The 25,941-nt window shown below is 73.8% G+C and carries 27 protein-coding genes; 11 read left to right on the top strand and 16 right to left on the bottom strand.

All coding sequences use genetic code 11. The annotated features are described in order from the left end of the window. Positions 1-267: 267 nt before the first annotated feature. Genes OG990_RS03495 through OG990_RS03505 form a run of 3 tightly spaced genes read right to left on the bottom strand, consistent with a single transcriptional unit; the run spans position 268 to position 3,975 of the window. The gene (locus OG990_RS03495; RefSeq protein ID WP_386983793.1) at positions 268-2,499 is read right to left on the bottom strand and encodes a xanthine dehydrogenase family protein molybdopterin-binding subunit; all 2,232 of its coding nucleotides are present in this window, start codon (positions 2,497-2,499) and stop codon (positions 268-270) included. Further along, positions 2,496-3,491 carry an FAD binding domain-containing protein gene (locus OG990_RS03500; RefSeq protein ID WP_386983791.1) on the bottom strand — a complete coding sequence of 332 codons (996 nt, stop codon included), beginning with the start codon at positions 3,489-3,491 and terminating at the stop codon, positions 2,496-2,498. The genes OG990_RS03495 and OG990_RS03500 overlap by 4 nt, the downstream gene beginning before the upstream one ends. Next, positions 3,478-3,975, bottom strand: coding sequence for a (2Fe-2S)-binding protein (locus tag OG990_RS03505; protein ID WP_406081638.1), 498 nt, complete (start codon positions 3,973-3,975; stop codon positions 3,478-3,480). Before OG990_RS03505 ends, OG990_RS03500 begins: the two co-directional genes overlap by 14 nt. A gap of 188 nt (positions 3,976-4,163) precedes the next feature. On the opposite strand from OG990_RS03505, the gene OG990_RS03510 reads away from it, so the two are divergent. Further along, on the top strand, positions 4,164-5,336 hold the full coding sequence (locus tag OG990_RS03510) for an XdhC family protein (protein WP_406078964.1): 1,173 nt from the start codon (positions 4,164-4,166) through the stop codon (positions 5,334-5,336). A 160-nt stretch (positions 5,337-5,496) separates the two neighbouring features. Continuing rightward, entirely contained in the window at positions 5,497-6,432 is a 936-nt protein-coding gene (locus OG990_RS03515) for a carbohydrate kinase (RefSeq protein WP_386983788.1), read from the top strand. Here the strand turns inward: OG990_RS03515 and OG990_RS03520 are convergent. Next, complete coding sequence (locus tag OG990_RS03520) at positions 6,429-7,259, bottom strand: MBL fold metallo-hydrolase (RefSeq protein ID WP_406078965.1); 831 nt, start codon at positions 7,257-7,259, stop codon at positions 6,429-6,431. The genes OG990_RS03515 and OG990_RS03520 overlap by 4 nt on opposite strands. Then, entirely contained in the window at positions 7,256-7,660 is a 405-nt protein-coding gene (locus OG990_RS03525) for a thioesterase family protein (protein WP_406078966.1), read from the bottom strand. Before OG990_RS03525 ends, OG990_RS03520 begins: the two co-directional genes overlap by 4 nt. A gap of 141 nt (positions 7,661-7,801) precedes the next feature. On the opposite strand from OG990_RS03525, the gene OG990_RS03530 reads away from it, so the two are divergent. Next, positions 7,802-8,902: a phosphatase PAP2 family protein gene (locus OG990_RS03530; protein WP_406078967.1), complete on the top strand. Its 1,101-nt coding sequence runs from the start codon at positions 7,802-7,804 to the stop codon at positions 8,900-8,902. Between the two features lie 33 nt (positions 8,903-8,935). Here the strand turns inward: OG990_RS03530 and OG990_RS03535 are convergent, their stop codons facing one another. From OG990_RS03535 to OG990_RS03545, 3 genes are all read right to left on the bottom strand, one after another. Further along, positions 8,936-10,273 (bottom strand): PH domain-containing protein, encoded by a 1,338-nt coding sequence (locus OG990_RS03535; protein WP_328426751.1) that lies wholly within the window; start codon positions 10,271-10,273, stop codon positions 8,936-8,938. Positions 10,274-10,547: 274 nt separating this feature from the next. Beyond that, positions 10,548-11,144: a PH domain-containing protein gene (locus OG990_RS03540; protein ID WP_328426749.1), complete on the bottom strand. Its 597-nt coding sequence runs from the start codon at positions 11,142-11,144 to the stop codon at positions 10,548-10,550. A 199-nt stretch (positions 11,145-11,343) separates the two neighbouring features. Continuing rightward, positions 11,344-11,574 (bottom strand): hypothetical protein, encoded by a 231-nt coding sequence (locus OG990_RS03545; RefSeq protein ID WP_328418694.1) that lies wholly within the window; start codon positions 11,572-11,574, stop codon positions 11,344-11,346. Between the two features lie 241 nt (positions 11,575-11,815). Between OG990_RS03545 and OG990_RS03550 the strand changes: the two genes are divergently transcribed. Genes OG990_RS03550 through OG990_RS03560 form a run of 3 tightly spaced genes read left to right on the top strand, consistent with a single transcriptional unit; the run spans position 11,816 to position 14,849 of the window. Then, the gene (locus tag OG990_RS03550) at positions 11,816-12,922 is read left to right on the top strand and encodes a MoxR family ATPase (protein WP_328418693.1); all 1,107 of its coding nucleotides are present in this window, start codon (positions 11,816-11,818) and stop codon (positions 12,920-12,922) included. Continuing rightward, positions 12,901-13,902, top strand: coding sequence for a DUF58 domain-containing protein (locus OG990_RS03555; RefSeq protein ID WP_406081639.1), 1,002 nt, complete (start codon positions 12,901-12,903; stop codon positions 13,900-13,902). The genes OG990_RS03550 and OG990_RS03555 overlap by 22 nt, the downstream gene beginning before the upstream one ends. Beyond that, entirely contained in the window at positions 13,899-14,849 is a 951-nt protein-coding gene (locus tag OG990_RS03560; protein WP_328418692.1) for a VWA domain-containing protein, read from the top strand. Before OG990_RS03555 ends, OG990_RS03560 begins: the two co-directional genes overlap by 4 nt. A 75-nt stretch (positions 14,850-14,924) precedes the next feature. Here OG990_RS03560 and OG990_RS03565 read toward each other — a convergent pair whose 3' ends face one another. From OG990_RS03565 to OG990_RS03585, 5 genes are all read right to left on the bottom strand, one after another. Then, positions 14,925-15,134 (bottom strand): hypothetical protein, encoded by a 210-nt coding sequence (locus OG990_RS03565; RefSeq protein ID WP_406078968.1) that lies wholly within the window; start codon positions 15,132-15,134, stop codon positions 14,925-14,927. A 126-nt stretch (positions 15,135-15,260) separates the two neighbouring features. Then, entirely contained in the window at positions 15,261-16,436 is a 1,176-nt protein-coding gene (locus tag OG990_RS03570; RefSeq protein WP_406078969.1) for an acyltransferase family protein, read from the bottom strand. Then, entirely contained in the window at positions 16,433-17,338 is a 906-nt protein-coding gene (locus tag OG990_RS03575; protein ID WP_328418689.1) for an alpha/beta hydrolase, read from the bottom strand. Before OG990_RS03575 ends, OG990_RS03570 begins: the two co-directional genes overlap by 4 nt. 99 nt (positions 17,339-17,437) lie before the next feature. Next, positions 17,438-18,100, bottom strand: coding sequence for a response regulator transcription factor (locus OG990_RS03580; RefSeq protein ID WP_328418688.1), 663 nt, complete (start codon positions 18,098-18,100; stop codon positions 17,438-17,440). Then, the gene (locus tag OG990_RS03585; protein WP_386983769.1) at positions 18,097-19,335 is read right to left on the bottom strand and encodes a sensor histidine kinase; all 1,239 of its coding nucleotides are present in this window, start codon (positions 19,333-19,335) and stop codon (positions 18,097-18,099) included. Before OG990_RS03585 ends, OG990_RS03580 begins: the two co-directional genes overlap by 4 nt. Before the next feature lie 154 nt (positions 19,336-19,489). Between OG990_RS03585 and fabG the strand changes: the two genes are divergently transcribed. From fabG to OG990_RS03605, 4 genes are all read left to right on the top strand, one after another. After that, positions 19,490-20,194, top strand: a complete 705-nt coding sequence (gene fabG / locus OG990_RS03590; RefSeq protein ID WP_328418686.1) for a 3-oxoacyl-ACP reductase FabG — start codon at positions 19,490-19,492, stop codon at positions 20,192-20,194. 36 nt (positions 20,195-20,230) lie between these two features. Continuing rightward, positions 20,231-20,998, top strand: coding sequence for an enoyl-ACP reductase FabI (gene fabI, locus OG990_RS03595; RefSeq protein ID WP_386983767.1), 768 nt, complete (start codon positions 20,231-20,233; stop codon positions 20,996-20,998). Between the two features lie 100 nt (positions 20,999-21,098). Then, the gene (locus OG990_RS03600; protein ID WP_406078970.1) at positions 21,099-22,127 is read left to right on the top strand and encodes a ferrochelatase; all 1,029 of its coding nucleotides are present in this window, start codon (positions 21,099-21,101) and stop codon (positions 22,125-22,127) included. After that, entirely contained in the window at positions 22,079-22,942 is an 864-nt protein-coding gene (locus OG990_RS03605; RefSeq protein WP_406078971.1) for an HAD-IIA family hydrolase, read from the top strand. Before OG990_RS03600 ends, OG990_RS03605 begins: the two co-directional genes overlap by 49 nt. Positions 22,943-22,978: 36 nt before the next feature. Here the strand turns inward: OG990_RS03605 and OG990_RS03610 are convergent, their stop codons facing one another. After that, positions 22,979-23,773: a hypothetical protein gene (locus OG990_RS03610; protein WP_328418683.1), complete on the bottom strand. Its 795-nt coding sequence runs from the start codon at positions 23,771-23,773 to the stop codon at positions 22,979-22,981. A 240-nt stretch (positions 23,774-24,013) separates the two neighbouring features. Between OG990_RS03610 and OG990_RS03615 the strand changes: the two genes are divergently transcribed. Then, positions 24,014-24,826, top strand: a complete 813-nt coding sequence (locus OG990_RS03615; RefSeq protein ID WP_328418682.1) for a DUF3097 domain-containing protein — start codon at positions 24,014-24,016, stop codon at positions 24,824-24,826. Positions 24,827-25,007: 181 nt separating this feature from the next. Here the strand turns inward: OG990_RS03615 and OG990_RS03620 are convergent, their stop codons facing one another. After that, positions 25,008-25,169: a hypothetical protein gene (locus tag OG990_RS03620; protein WP_406076958.1), complete on the bottom strand. Its 162-nt coding sequence runs from the start codon at positions 25,167-25,169 to the stop codon at positions 25,008-25,010. Next, on the bottom strand, positions 25,166-25,843 hold the full coding sequence (locus OG990_RS03625) for a hypothetical protein (protein WP_406076957.1): 678 nt from the start codon (positions 25,841-25,843) through the stop codon (positions 25,166-25,168). The genes OG990_RS03620 and OG990_RS03625 overlap by 4 nt, the downstream gene beginning before the upstream one ends. Between the last annotated feature and the right edge of the window lie 98 nt (positions 25,844-25,941).

Genomic DNA, 25,941 nt, shown 5'->3' on the forward strand with positions numbered 1-25,941 from the left:
CGCCGCAATCGGGTGGGGGTGTGGCCTGGTCGCCCCGCTGCGGTGAGCGGGTGCGACGGTCACGGCGATGTGCCTCGGCAGGAAAATGGCCGGTGGACACGTGCCGTCAACGGTCCCTGTCGTGGACCGGCGCCCTCGCGTCAAACGAACCCGGCAACCGGCGGCGCGGCAGCCCTCGCACCGCCCGGTATGCGTCATCCCACCACGCCACCCGGCCGCAGCGCAATAGTCGTTCCTCGATGCGTCAGGCCGGGTGCCGGGCCACCCTCAGAGCAGCTTCTCCAGGGTGATCGGCAGCTCGTACTGCCGGCGTCCGGTGGCGTGGTGCACGGCGTTGGCGATCGCGGCGGCCGCACCCACCACGCCGATCTCCCCGACCCCCTTCATCCCGAGCGGGTTCACCACCTCGTCGTGCACCTCGATGGTGTCCACCACGACGTCCGGCGCGTCTGCGTTGACCGCGACCAGGTAGTCGCCGAGGCTGGCGTTGGCCCAGCGACCCGACCGGGGATCCATCCGGGTGGCCTCCAGCAGCGCCTGGCCGAGCCCCCAGAGCATGCCGCCCATCAACTGGCTGTGCGCCGTCTTGCGGTTGAGCACCCGGCCGGGCGCGAACACCCCGACCATCCGGCGCACCCGTACGACGCCGAGGTCGGCGTCGACCGCCACCTCGGCCATCTGGGCGCCGAAGGTGTGCACCCCGTACCCGGCGTCCTGCGGTGGCGGCGTCCAGGTGCCCAGCACCTCCGCGTCCGGGGTCAGGGTGCGGGCCATCATGTCGGCGTACGCCTCGCCGACGTCGGGCCGGTCGCGCAGCACCATCCGCCCGTCCCGGACCACCACCGTGCCGGGATCGGCGCCGTGCAACGGCGAGTGGGCGTCGGCAACCGCGCGCCGGATCAGTTCATCGCGCAGCTGCGTCGCCGCGAGGTGTACGGCGGAGCCGACGGCGCTGGTACCCGTGGAACCCACGGCGGCGGTGACGTTCGGCAGGTCACTGCTGCCGCCGACGAACCGCACCCGCTCCACCGGGAGGCCGAGCGCGTCCGCGGCGACCTGGGTCATCGCGGTGAAGACCCCGGTGCCGAACTCCGACACTCCCGCCTCGACGACGGCCGTACCGTCGTTGTAGAGCCGGGCCCGGGCGCGCTGCGGGTTCACCGGCTGGGTCACCGGGTAGAGCGCGCTGGCCATGCCACTGCCGATCAGCCACTGGCCCTCGCGCCGGGGCCGGGAGTCGCGGTCGCGCCAGCCGAACAGCTCGGACGCCCGCTGGTAGCACTCCTTCAACCCGCTGCTGGACCACGGGTGCCCGCTCTCCGGGTCGGTCTCCGAGTAGTTGCGCAACCGCAGCTCCAGCGGGTCGATCCCGATCCGCTCGGCCAGCTCGTCCATCGCGCACTCGAGGGCGAACATGCCGGTCGCCTCACCCGGGGCGCGCATGAAGGTCGGGGTGATCGTGTTGCCCCGGACCAGGTGGTAGATCCCCTCGTAGTGAGGGCTGGTGTACGCCACCGCCGGGCTCTGCAACGACGGCTCCGCCCAGTCGTCGAAGCGCGAGGTGAGCGACAGCTTGTGGTGGCGCAGCGCAGCGATGCGGCCGTCCGCACCCGCGCCGATGGTGATCCGCTGCTCCTGCTCCTCGCGGTGCCCGCAGGAGGTGAACATCTGCTCCCGGGTCAGCGCCAGCCGTACCGGCCGGCCGACCTGCCGGGCGGCGAGCGCGGCCAGCGCCGGGTGATGCCAGATCATCGCCTTCGAGCCGAAGCTGCCGCCGACGGCGTGGCTCACCACCCGGATCGAGATGGGTGGCAGGCCGAGCAGCGCCGCGACGGTGAACTGGGTGGCGTTCGGCCCCTGGGTCGAGTCGTAGATGGTCAGCCGGTCGACGTCCTCCCAGACCGCGGTGCTGGCCGACGGCTCGATCGGGTTGTGGTGGTTGGGCGCGAAGCGGTACGTCGCGTCCACGCACACCTGCGCCTCAGCCAGCGCCTTGGCCACGTCACCACGGGACGCCTGCCCCGGCAGCAGCCCGCCGAAGATCCGTTCGGGCACGTACGCCTGGTCCCGGGCCTGGTCGAGCAGGGTGGTGGGGGGCGTGGTGGCGTACTCGACGCGGATCAGGGTGCCGGCGTGGTCGGCGCGTTCGACGGTGTCGGCGACCACGATGGCGATCGGCTGGCCGGAGTAGTGGATGGCCTCGTCCTGCATCGGAAAGAAGGTCTGCCCCGGCGCGGCCAGCCCGGCGAGCGACGGGAGCAGCTTCGGCACGCTGGCGACCCGGCTCAGGTTGCGGTGGGTGAGCACGGCCAGCACCCCGTCGGCCCGCTCGGCCTCGGCGGTGTCGATCGCGGTGATCCGGCCGCTGGCCACCGTCGCGTTCACCAGCACGGCGTGGACCAGGCCGGTCACCGCGACCTCGGCGGAGTAGCGGGCCTCCCCACGCACCTTGGCGCGGCCGTCCACCCGATTGAGCGTGCCGCCGATCGCCGGGCTCATGCCGGTCCCTCCCGCTGGGTCATCTGCTCCAGAGCCCGGACCATGGTCCGCCGAGCCAGCTCGATCTTGAAGGCGTTCATGCCATGTGACACCGCCGGTGCCAGCTCGGCCGCCGCGGCCCGGGTGAACGACTCGGTGGTCGCCGGGGCGCCATCGAGCTCCCGCTCGGCCGCACGTGCCCGCCACGGTTTGGTGGCCACCCCGCCCAGGGCCAGCCGGACCTCGGTGATCCGGCCGCCGTCGACCGCGATGGCCACCGCGACCGAGGCGAGCGCGAACTCGTACGACTCACGGTCGCGGATCTTGATGTAGCGGGAGGTGGCCGCCACCGGTGCCGGTGGCAGGTCGATGCCGGTCACCAACTCGCCGTGGGTCAACGGGTGTTCCCGCTCCGGGGTCTGACCGGGCAGCAGGAAGAAGTCGTCGATGGGGATGCTCCGCGCACCGCCCGGCCCCTCGGTCCGCACCACGGCGTCCAGCGCGACCAGCGCCACGGCCAGGTCGGACGGATGGGTGGCGATGCAGTGGTCGCTGGTGCCGAGGACCGCGTGCCCCCGGTTGATGCCCTCCAGCGCGCTGCACCCGCTACCGGGCAGGCGCTTGTTGCAGGCCGCCTCGGTGTCGCGGAAGTAGCCGCACCGCACCCGTTGCAGCAGGTTGCCGCCCATGGTGGCCATGTTGCGTAGTTGCGGGGATGCACCGAGCAGCAGCGACTCGGCGACCATCGGGTAGCGCCGGACCAGCTCCGGCTCCTGAGCCACGTCGCTCATCCGAGCCAGCCCGCCGAGCCGCAGCCCGCCGTCGGGCAACTCCTCGACCCGGTTCAGCGGCAGGTCGTTGATGTCGACGAGGCGGCGCGGCTGCTCGACGTAGATGCGCAGCAGGTCGATCTGGGTGGTGCCGCCGGCCAGGAAGGCGCTCTCCGGGTCGGAACTCACCGCGCCGATGGCGGTGCCGACGTCGAAGGCCCGGGAATAGCTAACGGGCCGCATCGGCGCCGCCTCCGTCGCGGATCCGGCGGATGGCCGTGCGGATGTGCGGGTACGCGGCGCAGCGGCAGATGTTGCCGCTCATCCACTCCCGGATCTCCGTGTCGTCGCCGGCATGCCCCTCGGCCAGCAGCGCCACCGCGGACATGATCTGCCCGGGGGTGCAGTACCCACACTGGAACGCGTCGCAGTCCAGGAAGGCCTGCTGCATCGGGTGCAGGGTGTCTCCGTCGGCCAGCCCTTCGATGGTGGTCACCTCGCGGCTCTCGCAGGTGATGGCCAAGGTCAGGCAGGCCAGCACGCGGCGACCGTCGACCCACACCGTGCACGCGCCGCAGGCGCCCTGGTTGCAGCCTTTCTTGGTGCCGGTCAGTTCGAGCCGGTCCCGGAGGGCGTCGAGCAGGCTGACCCGTGGCTCCACGGTCGTCGTCCGACTCTCCCCGTTGACGTGCAGGTGGACCTCCACCTCGCCGGGACCTCTGACCACCGCGTGGTCCGGATTCGGCGCGGTACGCAGCGCCTCGTACGACTTCACCAACTCACACCCCCTCTGGTGAAACCGACCATATCCTTCGCTTAATGCCGTTTTACGGCTTTTGCGACCACGGACTCCGGCCTGCGGTTCGGCCGGGGTTGGCTCGGCTGAATCAGCGCCGGGACGGAGATTGGGGAAGCGTGCCGGAGGTGTTCGACGAGGTGCACCGCCGCTGCCGGGCCGGCGAGGTGGTCGCCCTGGCCACCGTCGTGGCCACCTGGCGGTCCGCGCCACAGCCGCCCGGCGCCACCATGCTGGTGGCGACCGACGGCACGGTCACCGGCAGCGTCTCCGGCGGCTGCGTGGAGGCTGACCTCTACGAACGGGCCCACCGCGTGCTCGACACCGGCGTACCCGAGCTGATCCGCTACGGCGTCAGCGACGACGACGCGTACGCCGTGGGCCTGACCTGCGGCGGGGTGCTCGACGTGTTCGTGGAGCGGATCGAGCCCGACGCCCTCGCGGAGTTGGACGCGGTCGCCGTCGCGCGCCGGGCCGGCCAACCGGCGGCGGTGGTCACCTGCGTGGCGGCCGACGACGGCGAGGTGCCGGGCGACGGCGGCGACCTGCCGGGCGCGGTGCCGGGCGACCCGGCGGGGCGGCTGGGCCGGCGGCTCGTGCTGACCGGGGACCAGGTGACCGGCTCGCTCGGCGCCGAGCGGCTGGACGCCGCCGCCACCGCCGACGCCCTCGGGCTGCTCGCCACCGGGCACAGCGGAATGCTCCGGTACGGGTATCACGGGCAGCGCCGGGGCACCGGCCTCAGCCTGTTCGTGGCCGTCCACGCCACCCCGCCTCGGATGATCGTTTTCGGGGCGATCGACTTCGCCGCCGCGGTGGCCCGGATCGGCGCGTTCCTCGGCTACCGGGTGACCGTCTGCGACGCCCGGCCGGTCTTCGCCACCGCTCGACGGTTTCCGGAGGCGGACGAGGTGGTGGTGCAGTGGCCGCACCGCTACCTGGGGGCGGAGCTGGACGCCGGCCGGGTCGACGGACGGACCGTCGTCTGCGTGCTGACCCACGACCCGAAGTTCGACGTGCCGCTGCTGGCGCTGGCGCTGCGCCACCGGCTGGCGTACGTCGGCGCGATGGGGTCACGACGCACCCACGACGAGCGGCACAAGCGACTGCGCGAGGCGGGTCTCGATGCGGCGCAGCTCGCCCGGCTCGCCTCGCCGATCGGGCTGGACCTCGGCGGGCGTACCCCGGAGGAGACCGCGGTGAGCGTGGCCGCCCAGATCGTGGCGGGCCGCTGGGGCGGGACCGGCCACCCGCTGACAGCACTCGCCGGGCCGATCCACCACCCGGTGTAGCCGCCGGGTCGGCCGGCTTGGCCGCCTCGCCCGTGTCCCGGTAGGGCCGGACCGTGCCTTCGGCGCCCGCCGGGCCGTGCGCTGTGCCAGCCTGGTGCCACGCCGGTCGCCTCAGCGTGCGGCGGGCGGTGGCGGGGCTGACGACGACGAAAGGACCGGCATGGGACACGCGGTGGTGCTCGGCGAGGCGCTGGTCGACCTGCTCGACACCGAGCGCGACGGTGAGCGGGTCTACCGGCAGGCGATCGGCGGCGGACCGCTCAACGTCGCCGTCGGGGTGAGCCGGCTCGGTGGCGCGGCACAGTTCGTCGGGTCGCTCGGCGACGACGTGCTGGCCGGCCGGATCCGCGCCTTCCTGACCGCGCTCGACGTCGGGCTGGCCGGCGTGGTCACGGTGCCGGCGCCGACCACGCTCGCGGTGGTCACCTTCGCCGGCCCGGAACCCGACTTCCGCTTCTACGGCGACCCGCCTTCCTACAGCCTGCTCGGCCCGGACGATCTGGACGTGGCGCTGGTGGAGGGCGCCGACGTGCTCTACTGCGGGTCGGTCGTGCTGCTCCAGCCCGCCACGCTGGCCGCCGCCCGGCGTGCCTGGTCGCTCGCCCCCGGGCTGCGGGTCTTCGACCCGAACGTGCGCCCCCGGCTGCTGGACGGGCCGGCCGCGTTGGCCGGGCTGCGCGAGGTGGTGGCCGAGTTCGCCGCTGGTGCGCACCTGGTCAAGCTGAGTACCGCCGACGCCGAGCTGCTCTACCCGGGCGAGCCGGCCGAGGGGGTGGCCGCGTACCTGCGGGAGCTCGGCGCCGCCACGGTGGTGGTGACGCTCGGCGCGGCCGGTGCGGTGCTCGCCGCCGCCGAGGCGGATCCGGTACGCGTGCCAGCGCCGAAGGTGGACGCGATCGACGCCACCGGCGCCGGCGACTCGGTGATGGCCGCGTTGATCGCCGACCTGCTCCTCGACGGCGAACCGGCCGACCCGGCGGGCTGGGTCGAGCGGGTGGCGTTCGCGTTACGGGTGGCCGGCCTGGTCTGCGAGTCCCCGGGCGGGGCCACCGCCATGCCCACCCGCGCCGACGTCCAGCGCCGCTTCGGGGGTTAGGCGGTGCCGTTGAGTTCGGTGTAGCCGCGGCGGGCGGCGGTCAGGGCGGCGCGGGCGCCGAAGGGTGCCTCGGCGGCGACTCGTTCCGGTGGTGCGCCGCCGGTGTGCGCGGCCCGGATCAGCCAGGCCAGCTTCGCCAGCTCGGCGTGCTGGGCGCGGACGAACTCGACGTCCACCGGGTCGCCGTGGCCCGGCACCACCACCGTGCCCGCGGTGGTCAGCCGGAGCAGGTCCGCGACCGCGTCCGGCCACTGCAGCGGGTACGAGTCCTCGAAGGCGGGCGGGCCGCTCTGCTCCACCAGGTCACCGGCGACCAGCACGTCCACGTCGGGTACGTGCACCACCAGGTCGGCGTCGGTGTGGCCCCGCCCCGGGTGACGCAGCAGCACCCGCCGGCCGCCCACCTCCAGCGCCGTCTCGGTGTGCACGGTGTGCGTCGGGGCGAGCAGTGGGGTGTCGGCCAGCTCGGCGGCGAGCGCGGGGTGCTCCTCGTGCAACTCCTCGTACGCCTCCCGGCGCAGCCGCTCCGGCTGCTCGCGCAGGGCAGCGGCGGCCAGCTCGTGCGCGTACACCGGGCGGGGTGGGTCGCCGGCCAGAACGGCGTTGCCGAAGCAGTGGTCGTAGTGGTGGTGGGTGTTGACCAGGGTCAGCGGACGGTCGGTGATCGCCCGGATGGCGGCGGCCAGCGTGGTGGCCTGGCCGGCCGAGGAGAGGGTGTCGACCAGCAGCGCCTCGTCGTCGCCGACGACGAGAGTGACGTTGACCCGCAGCAACGGCTCGCGCAGCACGTGCACCCGGTCGGCGACCTCGATGACATCGATGGTCACGACGCCCGCCCGGCACGGTCGACGAAGCGCTGCCGATTCACCACGATCCGGTCCACCCGGCCTCGGGCCACCGTCTCGTCACCGTCGCTGACGGTGATCTCGAACGACAGCCGGCGGCCGTCCACCGCGGCCAGCAGTGCCTGTGCCTGGACGGTCCGGCCGACCACGGTCGGTGTCAGGTGCTCCAGCTCGACCCGCGTCCCCACGGTGGTCGAACCGGGCGGCATCGCGGGCGCCGTCGCCGCGACGGTCGCCGCCTCGGCCAGCGCGACCACCCGGGGAGTGCCCAGGACCGGTACGTCCCCGGAACCGACCGCCCAGGCGGTGTCCGCGTCCGTGACGGTCAACTCGACCCGGGCGGTCAGACCCGGCGCGAAGGCCGGCTCGGGCTGCTCCTGCATGGTCGTCAGCCTAGGTGCTCGCCGAGCCCGGCGACCACGCGCCCGCCGATCCCGCCGGAGCCGGCCGCCGACCACCTGCGGACGGGTCCTCCGGGTGGTCGCCGCCGGTCGATGCCGCCCCCGTCGTTACCCTTGACCGCGATGGCCGTCGTGACTGACCCCCAGCCCCCCGCCCGGACCGACCCACCCGCGTCCCCCGACGGGGGCCGTCGGCGCGTGGTCGCCATGTCGATCTGGGCGGTCGCCTTCGTGGCCGCCTGGCTGGGCATCGGTCTACCCACCGACCCCGCGTACGCCTTCGTGTGGATCTGGTTGGGGACCATCGCCTGGAACAGTGACCGGCCGTGGCGCAGTCACCTGCGCTTCGCCCGGGACTGGGTGCCGGTGGTGCTGCTGCTGGCCGCGTACAACCTCTCCCGGGGGTTCGCCGACAACGGGGCCACCCCGCACGCGATGGAGCTGATCGTCGCCGACCGGTTCATGTTCGGCTGGGCCACCGGCGGTGAGGTGCCCACCATCTGGTTGCAGGAGCACCTCTACCACCCGCAGGTGCAGTGGTACGACGTCGCGGCGAGCTGGGTGTACTTCTCGCACTTCGTGGTGGCGTTTGCCGCCGCCGCGGTGCTGTGGCTGCGTGACCGGCACCGCTGGGCGGCGTACATGCGGCGGTGGGGTTTCCTCTGCGCCGCAGGCCTGGCCACCTACTTCCTCTACCCGGCCGCCCCGCCCTGGTGGGCCGCGCAGAACGGGCTGCTCACCGAGGTGGCCCGGATCTCCACCCGGGGCTGGAGGGAATTCGGCATGCACGGCGCCGGCAACGTGCTCAACGCCGGCCAGATCGCCTCGAACCCGGTCGCCGCGATGCCGTCGCTGCACACCGCCTGGGCATTGTTCGTGGTGCTGTTCTTCCTGCGCACCACCCGCCGCCACTGGTGGCCGCTGCTGTTCGCGTACCCGCTGGCCATGACCTTCACCCTGGTCTACTCGGGTGAGCACTACGTGATCGACGTGCTGGTCGGCTGGGCGTACGTCGGGCTGACGTTCCTGGTGGTCGGCCTGGCCGAGCGCGGGTGGGCGGCGGTGCGGGCCCGCCGCGCGGGGTCCGGGGGACCGCCGCCAGGGAAGATCACCGGCCCCGACGGCACCGCCGGACTGCCGGAACCGGACCGGTCGGACAGCGAGAAGTCGGCACCGGTCGGGCCGAGCACCACCGACCAGCCCCCGGTACCCGTCGACCGCTGACGCCGAGGGTTGGCCGGCGGCCGGCGGAACGGGTCAGCCGGGCAGCCGGGTGGCGTGCGAGCGGGCGGTCAGCTCGGCCGCCAGTGCCCACGCCTCCGCCAGATCCCGGTCCTGAGCCGCCGCACCCGACCCGCCCGCGGTGTCCGCGTGCACGGTGGCCAGCCCCAGCAGGCGCTGTACCGGCCCCTGTACCACCCGCACGCTCTGGATCCGGGCGTACGGGACGATCGCCAACTGCCGGGTGAGCAGCCCGGACCGGGTGGCGAAGACCCGCTCGAACAGGCCGGCGCCGAGCGCGCCACGGCCGAGCGGGTGCAGCCAGCGGGTCCGGGGCGGCGGTGGCTGCAACGCCAGCGCGTCGAGGCGTACCCCAGGCAGCACCTCGGCGACGATCATCGTGGCGGTCGGCAGGTCACCCACCGGCAGCAGCCGGTCCGGCCGGTTGCGGTCATCGGCCTCCGCGACGGAGTATCCGGCCACCTCCAGCCGCAGCCGCAGCCAGCCGTTCACCCGCCAGAGCAGCGGCCAGGTGGCCCGTACGGTCTGCACCCGGTCCAGCGGCACGGTCTGCGCCCGGGTCTCCAGCAGGCCGTTGTGCACCCGCAGCGTGCCGCCGTCGCGGGCCAGCCGGAAGTTCCAGTCGTCGAGCACCCGGCGGATCGGTTGCAGCAACACGCCGGCCATCGCGGTCAGCGTGCTCGCCACCGCCACGAACGACCACGACCCAGCGGTGACGAACTGCACCACGACGAAGGCCAGACCGAACGGGAGCAGGAACGCCTGCGGGGTGAGCAGTTGGCTGACCAGCAGGCTCTGGTTGCGTACCGCGTGCAGCGGCCGGCCCGGCGCGGCCGCCGGCGGCACGGTTCCCGGGGCCGCCCCGGGCACCGCGAGGCCCGGCGCGGGCGGCTGCGACGCCCGTCCGGCCAGGGCCAGCAGCCGTTCGCGCAGCCGGGCCGCGTCGGCCACTCCGAGGTACGCCAGCGGCGCCTCGGTCTTGCCCCCGCCGACCACCTCCAGCCGCAGCTCGGCCAGGCCGGTGAGCTGGGCGAGCAGCGGCCGGACCACCTCCACGGCCTGCAACCGCTCCAGCGGGATGGCCCGGGTACGCCGCCAGAGCAGCCCCTCGTACACCCGCAGCTCGCGGCCCACCACGTGATAGCCGGTGTTGTACCAGCTGACCACCGACAGCACGGTCGCGCCGAGCGCCAGCACCACCACCATGGCGGCGAACCAGCCGAACCCGACCCGGGACAGCGTCGACCAGGACAGCCCGGCGATCACCACGACCAGCGACTTGGCCCCGTGCAGCAGCGGGCTGAGCGGATGCAGCCGCTGTCGTGGTTCGCCGTCGCCATCGGTCGGCGGCATCGGCCAGGGATACGGCACCCCGGGCGGTACAGCTCCGTAGGGCGGCGCACCGCCCGGTGGCACGGCACCGTAGGGCGGCGTGCCGCCAGGCGGTACAGCCCCGTAGGGCACGGCGCTGCCGGGCGGCACGGCGCCGTACGGCACGGCGTCGGCGGGTGGCGGGCCGGTGGGGGGCGCGCCGCCGGGTGGCGGGGGCGGCCGGGTGTCCGGCTCGGCGGGACCGTCGTTCATCGGGCCGGTCCACGGCGCGGCCGGCGGTCGACCGGTCGGGTGCTCACAGCCCCTCCGCCCGGTCCTCGCCGAGCGCGGTGAGCCGATCGCGCAGCCGGGACGCCTCCGCCGGCCGCAGCCCCGGCACCCGGGCGTCGCTCGCCGCCGCCGCTGTGTGCAACTGCACGGTGGCCAGGTCGAAGAGGCGCTCCAGCGGCCCCGCGCTGACATCGACGAACTGCATGCGGGAGTACGGGACGATGGAGAGCCGCCGGACCAGCAGCCCGTGCCGGACGAGCAGGTCGTCCTCCCGCTCGGCGTACCCCCAGGCCCGGACCGCGCGGACGATGGCCACGGCGCGCCACCCGCCGAGCACCAGCACGACGGCGAGGGCGAGCCCGAACAACCAGTGACCGCTCAGCGCCCACCCGATCGCCGTCACCGCCAGCCCGATGGCGACCACGATCGCCAACCGGATCAGCTCGACCCAGATCAGGTCGGAGGAGATCGGCTGCCAGCGGACCGTGTCCGGCCACGGCTCCAGGGGGCCCCGACCGACCGGCCCGCCCGTCAGCAGGGGACCGGGTGCCGCGCTGGCCGGGCCGGGCCCACCGGCGGCGGGCAGCGGGCCGGACGTCGGCACGGCACCGGGCGCTGGCATGACGCCGGCCGGTGGGGGAGGTGACGTGGCCGGGGTGGGCGGCCAGGACGGGGAGGCGGGTCCGGGGGGAGCCGGTGGGTCGACGCGGTCCTCCGCGCTCACCGATGGGATCCGTTCTGCTCGCTCACGGCGCCACCTCGCTCTGCGGCGGCGCGAGACGCCACGCTGCTGTGCCTCATGGTTCGCCCGCTGCGCTCGCTCACATGTCGAGGGTAGGCGATCCGGGCACCGGTGTGACGGCACGCAGGAAGCCGCGAGCGTCCAGGAAGTCGCCGAGGCTGCCCCGATGCTCGCCGCAGGCCAGCCAGGTCTTGCGCCGTTCGGCGTCGTGCAGGCGGGGATTGTTCCACTCCAGCGCCCAGACGGCGGGGGCGCGGCAGCCCCGGGCCGAGCAGATCAGGGCCTCTTCGGCGGGGGAGGGGGTGCTCATCCCTGCCAGTCTAGGACGGCGGGACGGAAGGTTTGAGCGCCGGGCGGCCACGGGGGGAGCCGCCCGGCGACGGGGTGAATCGTACACGCGGCTGGCCGGTCCGTGTCCACCCGTGGCGGGCGATTCGGCCGCTCGGGACGGTGCGGCGAAAATCGGCTTCTCCCCCCCTCGCCACTCAGGAAGGCGTGCGAGTCTTGATACCGCACCAGCCGCGACGACCGACCAACGCTGTGGAGGACCGGTGGCCCAGCCGACCATGCCCGACGCCCCGACGCCGAACGGGGTGGCCCCGGAGAGACCCGAGCCGGTGACCACACCCGCGCAGGACGCCACCCTGTTGGAGCGGGCGCTGTTCGAGATCAAACGGGTCATCGTCGGGCAGGACCGGATGGTGGAGCGGATGTTCGTGGCGCTGCTCGCCCGCGGCCACTGCCTGCTGGAAGGCGTGCCCGGGGTGGCCAAGACCCTGGCGGTGGAGACCCTCGCGAAGGTCGTCGGCGGTTCCTTCGCCCGGGTGCAGTTCACCCCGGACCTGGTGCCGGCCGACATCATGGGCACCCGCATCTACCGGCAGTCCAGCGAGAAGTTCGACGTCGAGCTGGGCCCCGTTTTCGTCAACTTCCTGCTCGCCGACGAGATCAACCGGGCACCGGCCAAGGTGCAGTCGGCGTTGCTCGAGGTGATGAGCGAGCGGCAGGTGTCCATCGGCGGGGAGAGCCACCGGGTGCCCGACCCGTTCCTGGTGATGGCCACCCAGAACCCGATCGAGCAGGAGGGCGTCTACCCGCTGCCGGAGGCGCAGCGGGACCGCTTCCTCATGAAGATCGTGGTGGGCTACCCGACCGACGCCGAGGAGCGGGAGATCGTCTACCGGATGGGTGTCGCCGCTCCGGAGCCGACGGCCGTGTTCGACACCCCCGACCTGATCGCCCTGCAACGCAAGGCGGACCAGGTCTTCGTGCACAACGCGTTGGTGGACTACGCGGTCCGGCTGGTGCTGGCCACCCGGGCCCCGGCCGAGCACGGCATGCCGGACGTCGCCCAGCTGATCCAGTACGGGGCCAGCCCGCGCGCCTCGCTCGGCCTGGTCCGGGCCACCCGCGCGCTGGCGCTGCTGCGCGGGCGGGACTACGCGCTGCCGCAGGACGTGCAGGACATCGCCCCGGACATCCTGCGGCACCGGCTGGTGCTCAGCTACGACGCGCTCGCCGATGACGTGCCGGCCGACCACATCGTGCACCGGGTGATGTCCACCATCCCGCTCCCGGCGGTCGCCCCCCGGCAGCAGGCATCCCCGTCACCGACCGCCCCGCCGCCGGGCGCAGGCTGGCCCGGGCAGCGCCCGTGACCTCACCCACCCCTCGACCCGCCCCTCTCGCCGATCGCAGCGAGGCCGTGCTGTCCCGGCTTCAGTTGCTGGTCACCCGCAAGCTCGACGGCATGCTCCAGGGCGACTACGCCGGGCTGCTGCCCGGGCCGGGCAGCGAGGCGGGTGAGTCGCGGGAGTACCGCCCCGGCGACGACGTCCGCCGGATGGACTGGCCGGTCACCGCGCGGACCACGACGCCGCACGTGCGGCGTACGGTCGCCGACCGGGAGTTGGAGACCTGGCTGGCGCTGGACCTCTCGGCCAGCCTGGACTTCGGCACCGGGCAGTGGCTCAAGCGGGAGGTGGTGGTCGCCGCCGCTGCCGCCATCACCCACCTGACCGTGCGCGGCGGCAACCGGATCGGCGCGGTGATCGGCACCGGCGGCGGCGCTCCCGCGCCGACCCGGCGATGGCGGGCTGGGCCACCGCCGGCCGGTCCCGGGGTGCTCACCCGGCTGCCGGCCCGCTCCGGCCGCAAGGAGGCGCAGGGTCTGCTGCGTGCCGTCGCCAACACCGCGATCCAGCCCGGCCGGGGTGACCTGGGCGCACTGATCGAGATGCTCAACCGCCCGCCCCGACGGCGCGGGGTGGCCGTGGTGGTCTCGGACTTCCTCGCGCCGGCCGAGCAGTGGGCACGGCCGATGCGCAAGCTGCGGGTCCGGCACGACGTGCTGGCGATCGAGGTGGTCGATCCGCGCGAGCTGGAGTTGCCCGACGTGGGCGTGCTGCCGGTGGTCGACCCGGAGAGCGGCGAGCTGCACGAGGTGCAGACCGCCGACCCGCGGTTGCGGCAGCGCTACGCCGAGGCCGCCAACGCCCAGCGGGCCACGATCGCCGCCGCGCTGCGCGGTGCCGGCGCGGCCCACCTGCGTCTGCGTACCGACCGAGACTGGCTGCTGGACATGGTGCGTTTCGTGGCCGCGCAGCGGCACGCGCGCACCCGGGGGACGACACGATGATCCGTTTCATGCAACCGTGGTGGCTGCTGGCCGTGCTGCCGGTGCTCGCCCTCGCCGCGTTCTACCTCTGGCGGCAGCTGCACCGCCGGACGTACGCGATGCGGTTCACCAACGTGGATCTGCTGCGCACCGTGGCCCCGAAGGGGCTGGGCTGGCGACGACACGTTCCGGCGACGGCGTTCCTGCTCTGCCTGCTGGTGCTGGCCACCGCGCTGGCCCGGCCCGCGGTGGACACCAAGGAGCCGCTGGAGCGGGCCACCGTGATGCTCGCCATCGACGTGTCGCTGTCCATGCAGGCCGACGACGTGGCGCCGAACCGGCTGGAGGCGGCACAGGAGGCGGCCAAGCAGTTCGTCGGCGAGCTGCCGGAGAGCTACAACCTGGGCCTCGTCTCGTTCGCCAAGGCGGCCAACGTGCTGGTCCCGCCCGGCAAGGACCGGGCGGCGGTGACCAGTGCGATCGACGGGCTGGTGCTGGCCGAGGCGACCGCGACTGGCGAGGCGGTGTTCACCTGTCTGGAGGCGATCCGGTCGGTGCCGGCCGACGGCGCGGCGGGCATCCCGCCGGCCCGGATCGTGCTGCTCTCCGACGGGTTCCGCACCTCCGGCCGATCGGTGGAGGAGGCGGCGGCGGCCGCGCAGGCGGCCAACGTGCCGGTCTCCACCATCGCCTTCGGCACCGACACCGGCCAGGTGGACATCGGCGGCCAGCTCCAGCGGGTGCCGGTGGACCGGCTGGCCCTGGCCGAGCTGGCCGAGACCACCGAGGGCTACTTCTACGAGGCGGCCTCGGTGAGCGAGTTGAAGCAGGTCTACCAGGACATGGGCAGCTCGATCGGGTTCCGCACCGAGCCCCGCGAGGTGACCCAGTGGTACGCCGGTCTGGCACTGCTGTTGGCGCTCTGCGCCGGCGCGCTCAGCCTGCTCTGGTCGTCGCGAATGCTCTGACGTCGGCGGTGCCCGGGCTGGTCCCGGGCACCGCTCGTCCGGCCAGCGTGACGAGAGCGGGCGGGAGAACGATGGTCAGTGACCGCCGCCGGCCAGTACGAAGACGACGGCCACCCAGACGGCGGCGAGGGTGAAGCCCAGCGGGGCGACGTAGCGGCTCATGGACGGCTCCGGGTGGCGGCTGGACGGTCCGCGTGCGGGGGCGGACCGCAGGGGTGGGGACGCGCACACGAGGTCGTGACCGGGCGGCTCCCGGCGACCGTCCGGAATCGGACGGCGCGGCACGCGCACCTCGGCGTGAGCCGGGTGGCGGGGAGCGGAGCGGGGTCAGCTCACCAGACTGAGTCGTGGCTCAGCGGGGCTGACCATCGGCCCGGCCACGACTGGGAGGATCGCTATCTCGCACAGCGATCACCTCCTGAAGTCGGCCGGGCCGGAACGTCGATGATCGTACACCCGCGTTGCCGCCGGGACGCACTCGGCCGACCGGCCGGCGCTCCCTCCACCGCCCGGCTGGCCCAGCCGCTGCGCCGGCCGGCCCGCCCGCACGAGGGTGACCAGCACCACGGCGAAAAGCGGTAGCCAGCAGCACCGGGCCAGCACCCAGCCCGGGTCGTCCGGCGCGGTGTGCAGCCCCGGCAGGGCCAGCCCGCCCCGGGCGACGAGCGCGGTCACCGCCACCAGGACCGGCTGGTGCCACAGGTAGATCCGCACCGCGTTCCGGTTCACCTCGGTCACCGCCCGGCCCGGCAGTGGCCGGGCCAGCAGCCGTTCCAGCATCGGCCGGGCGAGCAGCCCCAGCCCGACCTGGGTGACCGCCAACGCCACCGCCAGCAGCGACGGCGGGTTCAGGTTGGACACCCCCGCCCCGGGCACCCCGACCGCGCTGACCGGATAGCCCAGCGCCAGCAGCGCGGCCAGCGCCGCGGCGCCACCACCGGCCAGCGCGCCCGCCACCCGCCGGCCGGCCAGCCGCCCGTCGGCGTGCGCCACGCCCAGCAGGAACGGCACCGCCCACGCCGTCACCACACTCACCGGCGGCAGTCCGGCGCCGGCCGGCAGCAGGCGCATCGCCAGGTCGGCCGCCGCCACCACGACCACCGCCGGCGCGACACAGAGCGCCACCCCCCACCGGCGGACGGCGGCGACCAGCGGGCCGGTCGACGCGACCAGCAGCAACAGCGGCAGCAGGAACCACAGCGGACTCACCGCGAGCCGCAGCGCGACCACGAGCGTGTCGTCCGGGGTGCCGGCCACGGTGGCGGCGAGCAACACGGCGGCACCCACGCCCAGCAGTGCCACCGTGGGCAGCAGGAGCCGGCGCAGCCGGCCGGCCAGCCAACCGCCCGGCCCGCCCGGGTAGCGGGCCAGCGACCGGGCCGAACCGAACCCGGCGGCGAAGAAGAACAACCCGAGCGTCTGCAACACCCAGGTCGCCGGGGCCAGCGCGGGCAGCGCGGTCAGCGGGCTGGCCTGGTGCAGCCCGCCGTCGTCGCCCAGCACCAGGCCGGTGACGAGCCAGTGCCCCAGCACCACCCCGCCGATGGCGTACGCCCGCAGCGCGTCGACCACCCGGTCGCGGCTCACCGGGCGCTCCCCGCCCGCTCGGCGGCGGCTCCGTCCCGCACGACCGCCGCCACCGCGACCAGCGTGGCGCTGCCCGGCACCAGGTAGCCGTCGTGCCCCGCCACCCCGGCCACCGGCAACGGCCGGGCGCCGAACGCCGGGTCGCCGGGGCGACGGCCGTACCCGAGGCCGGCCAACCGCACGGATGGCACCCGGCGGATCCAGTCGGTGGGTGCCTCGGCCGCCCAGAACCGCCGACCGCCGCGCAGCTCATCGGCGTGCTGCACCCCGGCGCCGATCCCGCCGATGCTGACCACGTCGCTGACCTGCGGTGGGGCGGCCGCTGCGGCCAGCGACACCACCAGCGCCCCGTAGCTGTGCCCGACCAGGGTGATCGTCGCGGCCGGGCGGCGCCCGGCCAGCTCCCGCAACAGCGCGGCCAGGCCGACCGCGCCGCGCCGGGCGCTGGCGCCGCCGACGGCGGTCAGCACCCCGTCGGGCGGGTCGTAGCCGAGCCAGGCCAGCACCGCGACCCGCGCCGCCGGGTCGGCCGCCCGCAGTGCCCGGTACAACTGCCCGGCCTGCACCGCTGGCGCCCGGTGGGCGACCCCGCCCAGCCCTCGGTCGAAGTCGGCCAGGGTGCTGCCCACACCGGGCACCAGCACCGCGATCCGATCCGCGTCGGCCAGGTCGCCGAGCACCTCGACCGCACGGCCGTCGCCCCGCGGGTCGAACGTCAGGAACCGGCGTCCGCCCGCCACCCAGTCCGCGTACGGCGGGCCGGCCGCGCGCATCGCCGCCGCCGTGACCGGGTACGCCTCGACGAAACCGGCCGCCGCGACCGGCTCGGCTCGAGTGGGTAGAACCAGGTTCACGCCGAGCAGCGCGGCCAACGCCAGCCGGCTGGCACCTCGTCGTCGCATCACGTTCTCCCTCCGGAATGTCGTCCAGAGGCAGGGTGCGTTGGTGGGTGGCGCCCGGTCGTCGTCCCGGAGAGCCGTTCCCGGGCTGGCTCCGCGGAGCTACTCGCCGGCGGCGACCAGACCCGTCTCGTACGCCAACACGACGGCCTGGGCCCGGTCTCGCAGCCCCAGCTTGGCCAGGATCCGCCCGATGTGCGTCTTCACGGTCTGCTCGGCCACCACCAGGTCGGCGGCGATCTCCGCGTTGTTGCGGCCTCGGGCGATCAACCGCAGCACCTCGGTCTCCCGCGGGGTGAGCCCGGCCAGGTCGGTGGGGCGGGGCCGGCGGCGGTCCGGGCGGGCCGCGAACTCGGCGATCAGCCGACGGGTGACCGCCGGGGCGAGCAGGGCGTCGCCGGCCGCCACCACCCGCACCGCCTGCACCAGGTCGGCCGCCGGGGCGTCCTTGAGCAGGAAGCCGCTGGCCCCGGCGCGCAGTGCCTCGTACACGTAGTCGTCCAGGTCGAAGGTGGTGAGGATGAGCACCCGGGGGCGCTGCGTCGACCGGTCGCCGAGCAGCTTGCGGGTGGCGGCAAGCCCATCCAGCACCGGCATCCGCACGTCCATCAGCACCACGTCCGGGTCGAGCCGGCGGGCGGCGGCGACGGCCTGCGCGCCGTCGGCGGCGTCACCCACCACCAGCAGGTCGGGCTGGGCGGCGAGCAGCGCGCCGAAGCCCTGCCGGACCATCGCCTGGTCGTCGGCGATCAGCACCTTGATCATCGGTCCCCGCCCTCAACGTCGTACGGCAGCTCGACCGCCACCTCGTAGCCTCCGCCGGGCAGCGGCCCGGCGGTGAACGTACCGCCCAGCGAGGTGGCCCGCTCCCGCATGCCGGTCAGCCCGTGCCCGGCGCCGGCCTCGGCGGCCGGCCGGACGTCCAGGTCGTCGGGCGGCGCGTTCTGCACGCGTACCGCCAGGGTGGACCGGCCGGCGCGGACGGTGACCCGCACCGCGGCACCGCCCGCGTGGCGGGCCGCGTTGGCCAGCCCTTCCTGCACGATCCGGTACGCGGCCAGCCCGACCGGCGCGGGCACCAGCCCGTCGTCCACCGGCTCGGCGTCCAGAGTCACCGGCAGCCCGGCCCGGTGGGCCGCGTCCACCATCGAGCCCAGGTCGGCCAGGTCGGGCTGCGGCGCGGTCTGCGGGCCGTTCGACTCGCTGCGCAGCACGCCCAGCAGCCGCCGCATGTCGGTCAGCGCGGCGCGGGCCGAGCCGGCGATGGCCGCGAACTCCGCCGCGGCCGGCGCCGGCACGTCGGTCAGCCGGTACGGCGCGGTCTCCGCCTGCACCGCGATCAGCGACATGTGGTGGGCCACCACGTCGTGCATTTCGCGGGCGATTCGGGTGCGTTCCTCCAGCACCGCGCGGCGCTCCTGCTCCCGCTCGCTCAGCTCGGTCTGCGCGGCCAGTGCCCGGCGGGACAACCGGTTGCGCCGGACCAGGTCGCCGACGATCGCCAGCGCGCCGAGTAGCGCCAGGACGGCGGCCCGGTTCTCGGGGTGAACCAGGGTGAGCACCGGCACCGTGGTGATCGTCACCAGCCAGACCAGCACCGGCCGGTCGACCCGCGCGACGACCCCCGCGACCACCGCGATCGACCCGAGCGCCAGCGGCGGGGTCCACGGCCAGGGCTCGTCAGCCGGCGCGTTGAACGTGCACACCAGCAGGGCCAGCACCATCAGCCGCCAGGCCAGCAGCGGATGCCGGGGCAGCGCCAGCAGCGGTGCCACGGTCAACGCCGCGAACAACACCCCGATCGGCGCCGGCAGGCCCCAGTCGCTCTCCACGGCAAACGTGATCCAGAACAGGCCGAGCGCGGCGAGCAGCCCGACCGGGGCGGAGTAACGGGCCAGCCTGGGCCAGCGGGCCAGCAACGGACGGCCGGCCGGGGCGTCCGGGCCCAGCAGGGTCTGCCGCAAAGCGCGCAGGGCCGCGGCGATCAGTTGCCGGTTCACCACCGGGAGGCTACGGGCCAACACCCCCGCAGGTCGTGCCACCAGGGGTTGATCCCGGTGTCGTACCCCGGTGTGACGCGTTCCCGTTAGCGCTTACCTGCCGGTAACGCCTAGGCTCCGACGCGTCCGTGCTGACCATTCGCAAGGGGGAACCGTGGCCCGTACCGTGCTGGTGACCGGGGGCAACCGGGGAATCGGCCTGGCCATCGCGCAGGCCTTCGCCAAGCAGGGCGACCGGGTGGCGGTGACCCACCGCAGCGGCGACGCCCCCGAGGGGTTGTTCGGGGTGCGGGCCGACGTCACCGACGCGGCCTCGATCGACGCCGCGTTCACCGCCATCGAGGCGGAGCTCGGGCCGGTCGAGGTGCTGGTCGCCAACGCCGGCATCACCGACGACACGCTGCTGCTGCGGATGTCCGAGGAGCAGTTCACCGGCGTGCTGGACACCAACCTCAGCGGGGCGTTCCGGGTCGCCAAGCGAGCCTCCGGAAAGATGCTCCGGGCCAAGTGGGGCCGCATGATCTTCATCTCCTCGGTGGTGGGCCTCTCCGGAGGTGCTGGTCAGGTCAACTACGCCGCCAGCAAGGCCGGCCTGGTCGGCGTGGCCCGCTCGATCACCCGGGAACTGGGCAGCCGCAACATCACCGCGAACGTGGTGGCGCCCGGCTTCATCGACACGGACATGACCGCCGGCCTGTCCGACGACCGCAAGGCGGAGATCCGCAAGTCGATCCCGGCCGGCCGGATGGCCCACCCGGACGAGGTCGCCGCCGTGGTCACCTGGCTCGCCGGGGACACCGCCGGGTACGTCTCCGGCGCCGTGATCCCGGTCGACGGTGGCCTCGGCATGGGCCACTGACCAGCGCTTTCTGACTACGTACGGAGGAACCCCTGCATGTCCGGACTGCTCGCCGGTAAGCGGCTGCTGGTCACCGGCGTCATCACCGACGCCTCGATCGCCTTCTCGGTGGCGAAGATCGCCCAGGAGAACGGCGCGCAGGTCGTGCTGACCGGCTTCGGACGGCTCTCCCTGGTCGAGCGGATCGCCAAGCGACTGCCCGAGCCGGCGCCGGTTATCGAGGTGGACGTGACCAACACGGAGCACCTGGCCAGCCTCGCCGACCGGGTCCGCGAGCACGTCGACGGGCTCGACGGCGTCGTCCACTCGATCGGCTTCGCGCCGCAGAGCTGCCTCGGCGGCGGCTTCCTCGACGCTCCCTGGGAGGACGTGGCGACCGCGCTGCACGTCTCCACCTTCTCGTACAAGTCGCTGGCCATGGCGGCGCTGCCGCTGATGTCCCCCGGCGGCGCGGTGGTCGGCCTGACCTTCGACGCGACCAAGGCGTGGCCGGTCTACGACTGGATGGGCGTGGCCAAGGCCGGCCTGGAGTCCGCCTCCCGTTACCTGGCGCTGCACCTGGGCAAGCAGGGCATCCGCAGCAACCTGGTCGCCGCCGGCCCGCTGCGCACCATCGCCGCCAAGTCGATCCCCGGCTTCGACCAGTTCGAGGACGCCTGGACCGAGCGGGCCCCGCTGGGCTGGAGCCTCACCGACCAGGAGCCCGCCGCCCGGGCCTGCCTGGCGCTGCTGTCCGACTGGTTCCCGGCCACCACCGGCGAGATCGTGCACGTCGACGGCGGCTACCACGCCATCGGCGCCTGACGTCCCCGGCGGCGCCCCCGACCGCCGTCCCGTGTGATCCACGTGGGCCGGAGCAGGGGGCGTCGCCGGGTCGTTCCGCCCGACCGGCAAGAATGGGCCCATGGCGTACGACGCGGTGGTGCTGGTGTCCTTCGGTGGGCCGGAGCGGCCCGAGGACGTGATGCCGTTCCTGCAGAACGTGACCCGGGGTCGCGGCGTGCCGCCCGAAAGGCTGGCCGAGGTCGTCGAGCACTACCTGCACTTCGGCGGGGTGTCCCCGATCAACCAGCAGTGTCGTGACCTGCTGGCCGCCGTCCGCGCCGACTTCGCCGCGAACGGCCTCGACCTGCCCGTCTACTGGGGCAACCGCAACTGGGACCCGCTGCTCGCCGACACCGTGACCCAGATGCGCGACGACGGTGTCACCCGGGCGCTGGCCTTCGTCACCAGCGCGTACGGCGGCTACTCGTCGTGCCGGCAGTACCAGGAGGACATCGCCGCCGCCCGGGCCGCGGTCGGTCCGGACGCCCCGGTGATCGAGAAGCTGCGCCAGTTCTGGGACCATCCCGGGTTCATCGAGCCGCACACGGACGCCGTCCGGGCCGCGTTGGGCCAGCTCGACCCGGCCAAGCGGGGCACCACCCGACTGGTCTTCACCGCCCACTCCGTCCCCACCTCGATGGCGGCCAACGCCGGCCCACACGGCGGCCGGTACGAGGCGCAGCTGCAAGAGGCCGCCCGGCTGGTGGCTGCGGCCGCGGCCCCGGACCTGCCGTACGACCTGGTGTGGCAGAGCCGCTCGGGTCCGCCGCAGGTGCCGTGGCTGGAGCCGGACATCAACGACCACCTGGCCACCCTCGCCCAGGGCGACACCACCAGCGTGGTGGTCAGCCCGATCGGGTTCATCTCCGACCACCTCGAGGTGGTGTGGGACCTGGACACCGAGGCGCTGGAGACGGCCAAGCAGCTCGGCCTGGAATTCGCCCGGGCCGGCACCCCGGGCACCGACCCGCGCTTCGTGACCATGGTCCGCGAGCTGGTGACCGAGCGGACCGACCCGGACGGCGCGCAGCTGCGCCGCCGCCTGGGCGAGCTGCCGATGTGGGACACCTGCCCCACCGTCTGCTGCGTGCCGACCCGTCGCCCCTGACCGTCCACCCGTCCACCGACACCCTGGGATCATCGATGCAGGACCGAAAGCCCGTGCAGAGCTGGCTGACCGACATGGACGGCGTGCTGGTGCACGAGGGCCAGCCGGTGCCCGGCGCGCCGGAGTTCATCAAACGGATGCGCGCCTCCGGCAAGCCGTTCCTGGTGCTGACCAACAACTCGATCTACACCCCGCGCGACCTGACGGCTCGGCTGAGCCGGATGGGGCTGGACGTGCCGGAGGAGTCGATCTGGTCCTCCGCACTGGCCACCGGCCAGTTCCTCGCCGACCAGCGGCCGGGCGGCACCGCGTACGTGATCGGGGAGGCCGGGCTGACCACGGCGCTGCATGCCGTGGGCTACGTGCTCACCGACTTCGCGCCGGACTACGTGGTGCTCGGGGAGACCCGCACCTACAGCTTCGAAGCGATCACCAAGGCGGTCCGGCTGATCAACGACGGGGCCCGCTTCATCTGCACCAACCCCGACGTGACCGGCCCTTCCGTGGAGGGCGCGCTGCCCGCCGCCGGCTCGGTCGCCGCCATGATCTCCAAGGCGACCGGGGTGGAGCCGTACTTCGTCGGCAAGCCGAACCCGATGATGATGCGCTCCGCGCTGAACACCATCAACGCGCACTCGGAGAGCACCGCGATGATCGGCGACCGGATGGACACCGACATCCTGTGCGGCCTGGAGGCCGGGCTGGAGACCATCCTGGTGCTCACCGGAATCAGCAGCCGCACCGAGGCGGAGCGCTACCCGTACCGCCCGTCCCGGATCGTCAACTCGGTCGCCGACCTGCTCGACGAGGTCTGACCGGCCGCGGCCTCGTGCCGGTGCCGCCGCCTCCCGTCAGGGGCGCAGCGGTGCGTTGCAGGCGGCCACCAGCGCCTGCCGGCAGGCCGCGGTGAGCGGGCGGAGCGCGGCGTCGCGCTGCTGGGCCTCGTAGTTGTTGATCGCGCCACCGGGGGCGGCGTGCCCGGCCAGCGCCAGCACCCGGTCGAGCACCGCGGCCCGGGCGAAGAGCCGGCGGGCGCGGGGGTCGAAGCCGGGCGGCAGGTCGGTGGCGCCGTCCGGGCGGCGCAGCGCGGCCAGCGCGCCGGCCAGCTCGGGTCGCCACTGGGCGACGTCCAGACGGGTCAGCGCGGCGGTGGTCTCGGCCAGCGCGGCGGCCAGTTCGGCCTCCGCCTCGGCGGCACCGGGCAGCACGAGCGACGCGGCGGGCGCGTTGGCCGGCAGCGGGTACACCCGCCAAAGCACCGTCTCGAAGCAGTCCCCGGAGCCGGAGGTGTGCAGCCGGACCTGCGGGATCAACCCGAGCATGCCAGCCACCACCGCCTCGCCCGTGACCAGTGCCGCGCCGGCGAAGTCGCCGGGGCCGGGCAGCCCTCGGGGGTCACCCGGCGCGGGCAGCACCAGGCGGATCTCGTCCGGGGAGAGCTTGGCCAGGGTGGGCAGCGCGGCGCTGAGTGGGACGTCGGTCCAGGTGCCGGGAGCGTCCGCCACGAGGTGTTCCTCGTCGCCGGCGATGGCGTCGGCGACCTCGTCGTACGGCACCAACCCGGCGCGCCACGCGCGCACCCAGGCAACAAACCGGCTCGACCGGCGCGGCGCGAGTGTGGCCGCGCCCGTTGCGGGGGTGGACATGCCGAAAGGGTACGTGGTGACCGGCGGCCCTGTCTCGACTGCCGCTCCGGCCGCCCTGCGTGCCCCGAACTGCCCCCTTCGCCCCGCCTCTGCCCGTGCCGACAACGCAGTGGTGGCGGGGGTTCGCTGGTGGTTCGCGGCGTTTCGCCGCCGCTGTGATCGAGGCGGTGGGGCGTGGTGTCCGGCAGGCGGCGGTGTGTCGGGGTGATGTGTGGGTGCGGCGGGGTTAGCGTGATCGACATGGCGGGGCGATACGGCGAGGACGTGTTGGCGGGGGACTGGCGGCGGCGGAAGGTCACCCCCGAGGTGGACGCCGAACCGGATCTCGTGGTGGAGGACGCCGAATCCGGGTTCTGCGGCGCGGTGGTGGGCTTCGAGTCCGGCGCGGTGGTGCTGGAGGACCGGCACGGCAAGCGGCGCAACTTTCCCCTGCTGCCGGCGGCGTTCCTGCTCGACGGTCGCCCGGTGACGCTGCGCCGCCCGACCCGCGCGTCGGTGCCGGCGGCCCGCCGGCGCACCGCGTCTGGTTCGGTGGCGGTGGACAACGTCCGCGCGCAGGTGGCCAAGGCCAGCCGGATCTGGGTCGAGGGCATCCACGACGCCGCGCTGGTCGAGCGGATCTGGGGCGACGACCTGCGGATCGAGGGCGTGGTCGTGGAGCCGCTGGACGGCATCGACGCCCTCGACGCCGAGGTACGCGACTTCGCCCCCGGCCCGACCCGGCGGCTCGGCGTGCTCGTCGACCACCTGGTGCCCGGCAGCAAGGAGAGCCGGATCGTGGCCCGGGTGAACTCGCCCTACGTGCTGGTGACCGGGCATCCGTACGTGGACGTCTGGCAGGCGGTCAAGCCGGCGGCGCTGGGCATCGCGGCGTGGCCGGTGGTACCGCCGGGGCGGCCGTGGAAGGAGGGGGTCTGCGCGGCCCTCGGAGTGGCCGAGCCGGCCGACATGTGGCGGCACATCCTGTCCCGGGTGAACAGCTTCGCCGACGTGGAGACCCCCCTGATCAACGCCATGGAACGCCTCATCGACTTCGTCACCGAACCGGCCTGACCCGCAACGGCCGTCCGCGCCGCGCCGCGCCGCGCCGCGCCGTGCCGTGCCGCGCAAGATCCGCACAACTTCCAGGAGCTTGTCTCATCCTGTTTGGGCTGCTCAGGGATGGTTGACAGGTCGTGGTGGTGTGGTTGGGGTGCTGGTGTGCGGGTGTGGATCTTCGGTGTTGATCATCTGTCTAGCGGTTGATTTCGGTGTTGGTCAGCACGAGTAGGGCGCGTAGCAGGGTGGTGGCGTGTGGGCGCCAGCCGTGGCGTAGTCGGGTGAGGATGCGCCAGTTCTTGAGGTGAGCGTGGGCGTGTTCATTGGCCGCGCGTTCGCGGCTGAGCAGGGTGTTCACGCTGTGTTGGGCGGGGGTGAGGGGTGGTGGCGGTTGCCGCGTCGTCCGGTGATGACGGTGGGGTTCTCGGGTTGGTCGTCGAGGCGGGTGTGGATGCGGTCGCAGATGACGGCGAGGTCATGACGGCGTAGCCGGGTGGGTAGGCGTAGGCGTTTGGCTTGGGTGGCTTCGTGGGTGCGGGCGCCGGCGGCGGCGGAGATCCAGAGCAGCCGGCCGTGGTGGTCGGTGAGGGTGAGTACGCGTAGGTGGTGAGCCTTGTGTTTGCCGCACCACAGGCGTCGTTCGGCGCGGCCGCTCGGGCGGTGCACGGGCAGGCAGGTGCCGTCGAACAGCAGCGGGTCCTCACTGCTGGTGCGGGCGGTGTGGGTGAGGACTCGGTCCAGGCGGGGCGCCATCGCGGCGAGAGTGGTGATGGTTTGCCGAACCCAGCGGCGCACGCTGTGATGCGACACCCCGTAGGCGGCGGCGAGGTCGGCGGGACGCTGATCATGGCGGAGCACGGCCAGCACGATGAGGGCGACCTGCTCATCGGGCAGCTTGCGCCACCGCGAGCGCACACCACGGCGATACCGGCGGATCGCTTGAGTGATCATGGTCAGCGACTTCGTCGACAAGGGCAGATGGACCTGGTAGACCAGAGCATGGCCCTCGGTGGGCGTGTTGTCGTGTGTCACGACCTGCAACCCTCACCGAGGGCCCTGCTATGAGCCACGCGCAACACCGGAACAGATCGAACCTTCCCGAGGGCAGTCGATCATCAGCGAAGATCACC

The organism is Micromonospora sp. NBC_00858 (assembly GCF_045207365.1).
Lineage (GTDB): Bacteria > Actinomycetota > Actinomycetes > Mycobacteriales > Micromonosporaceae > Micromonospora.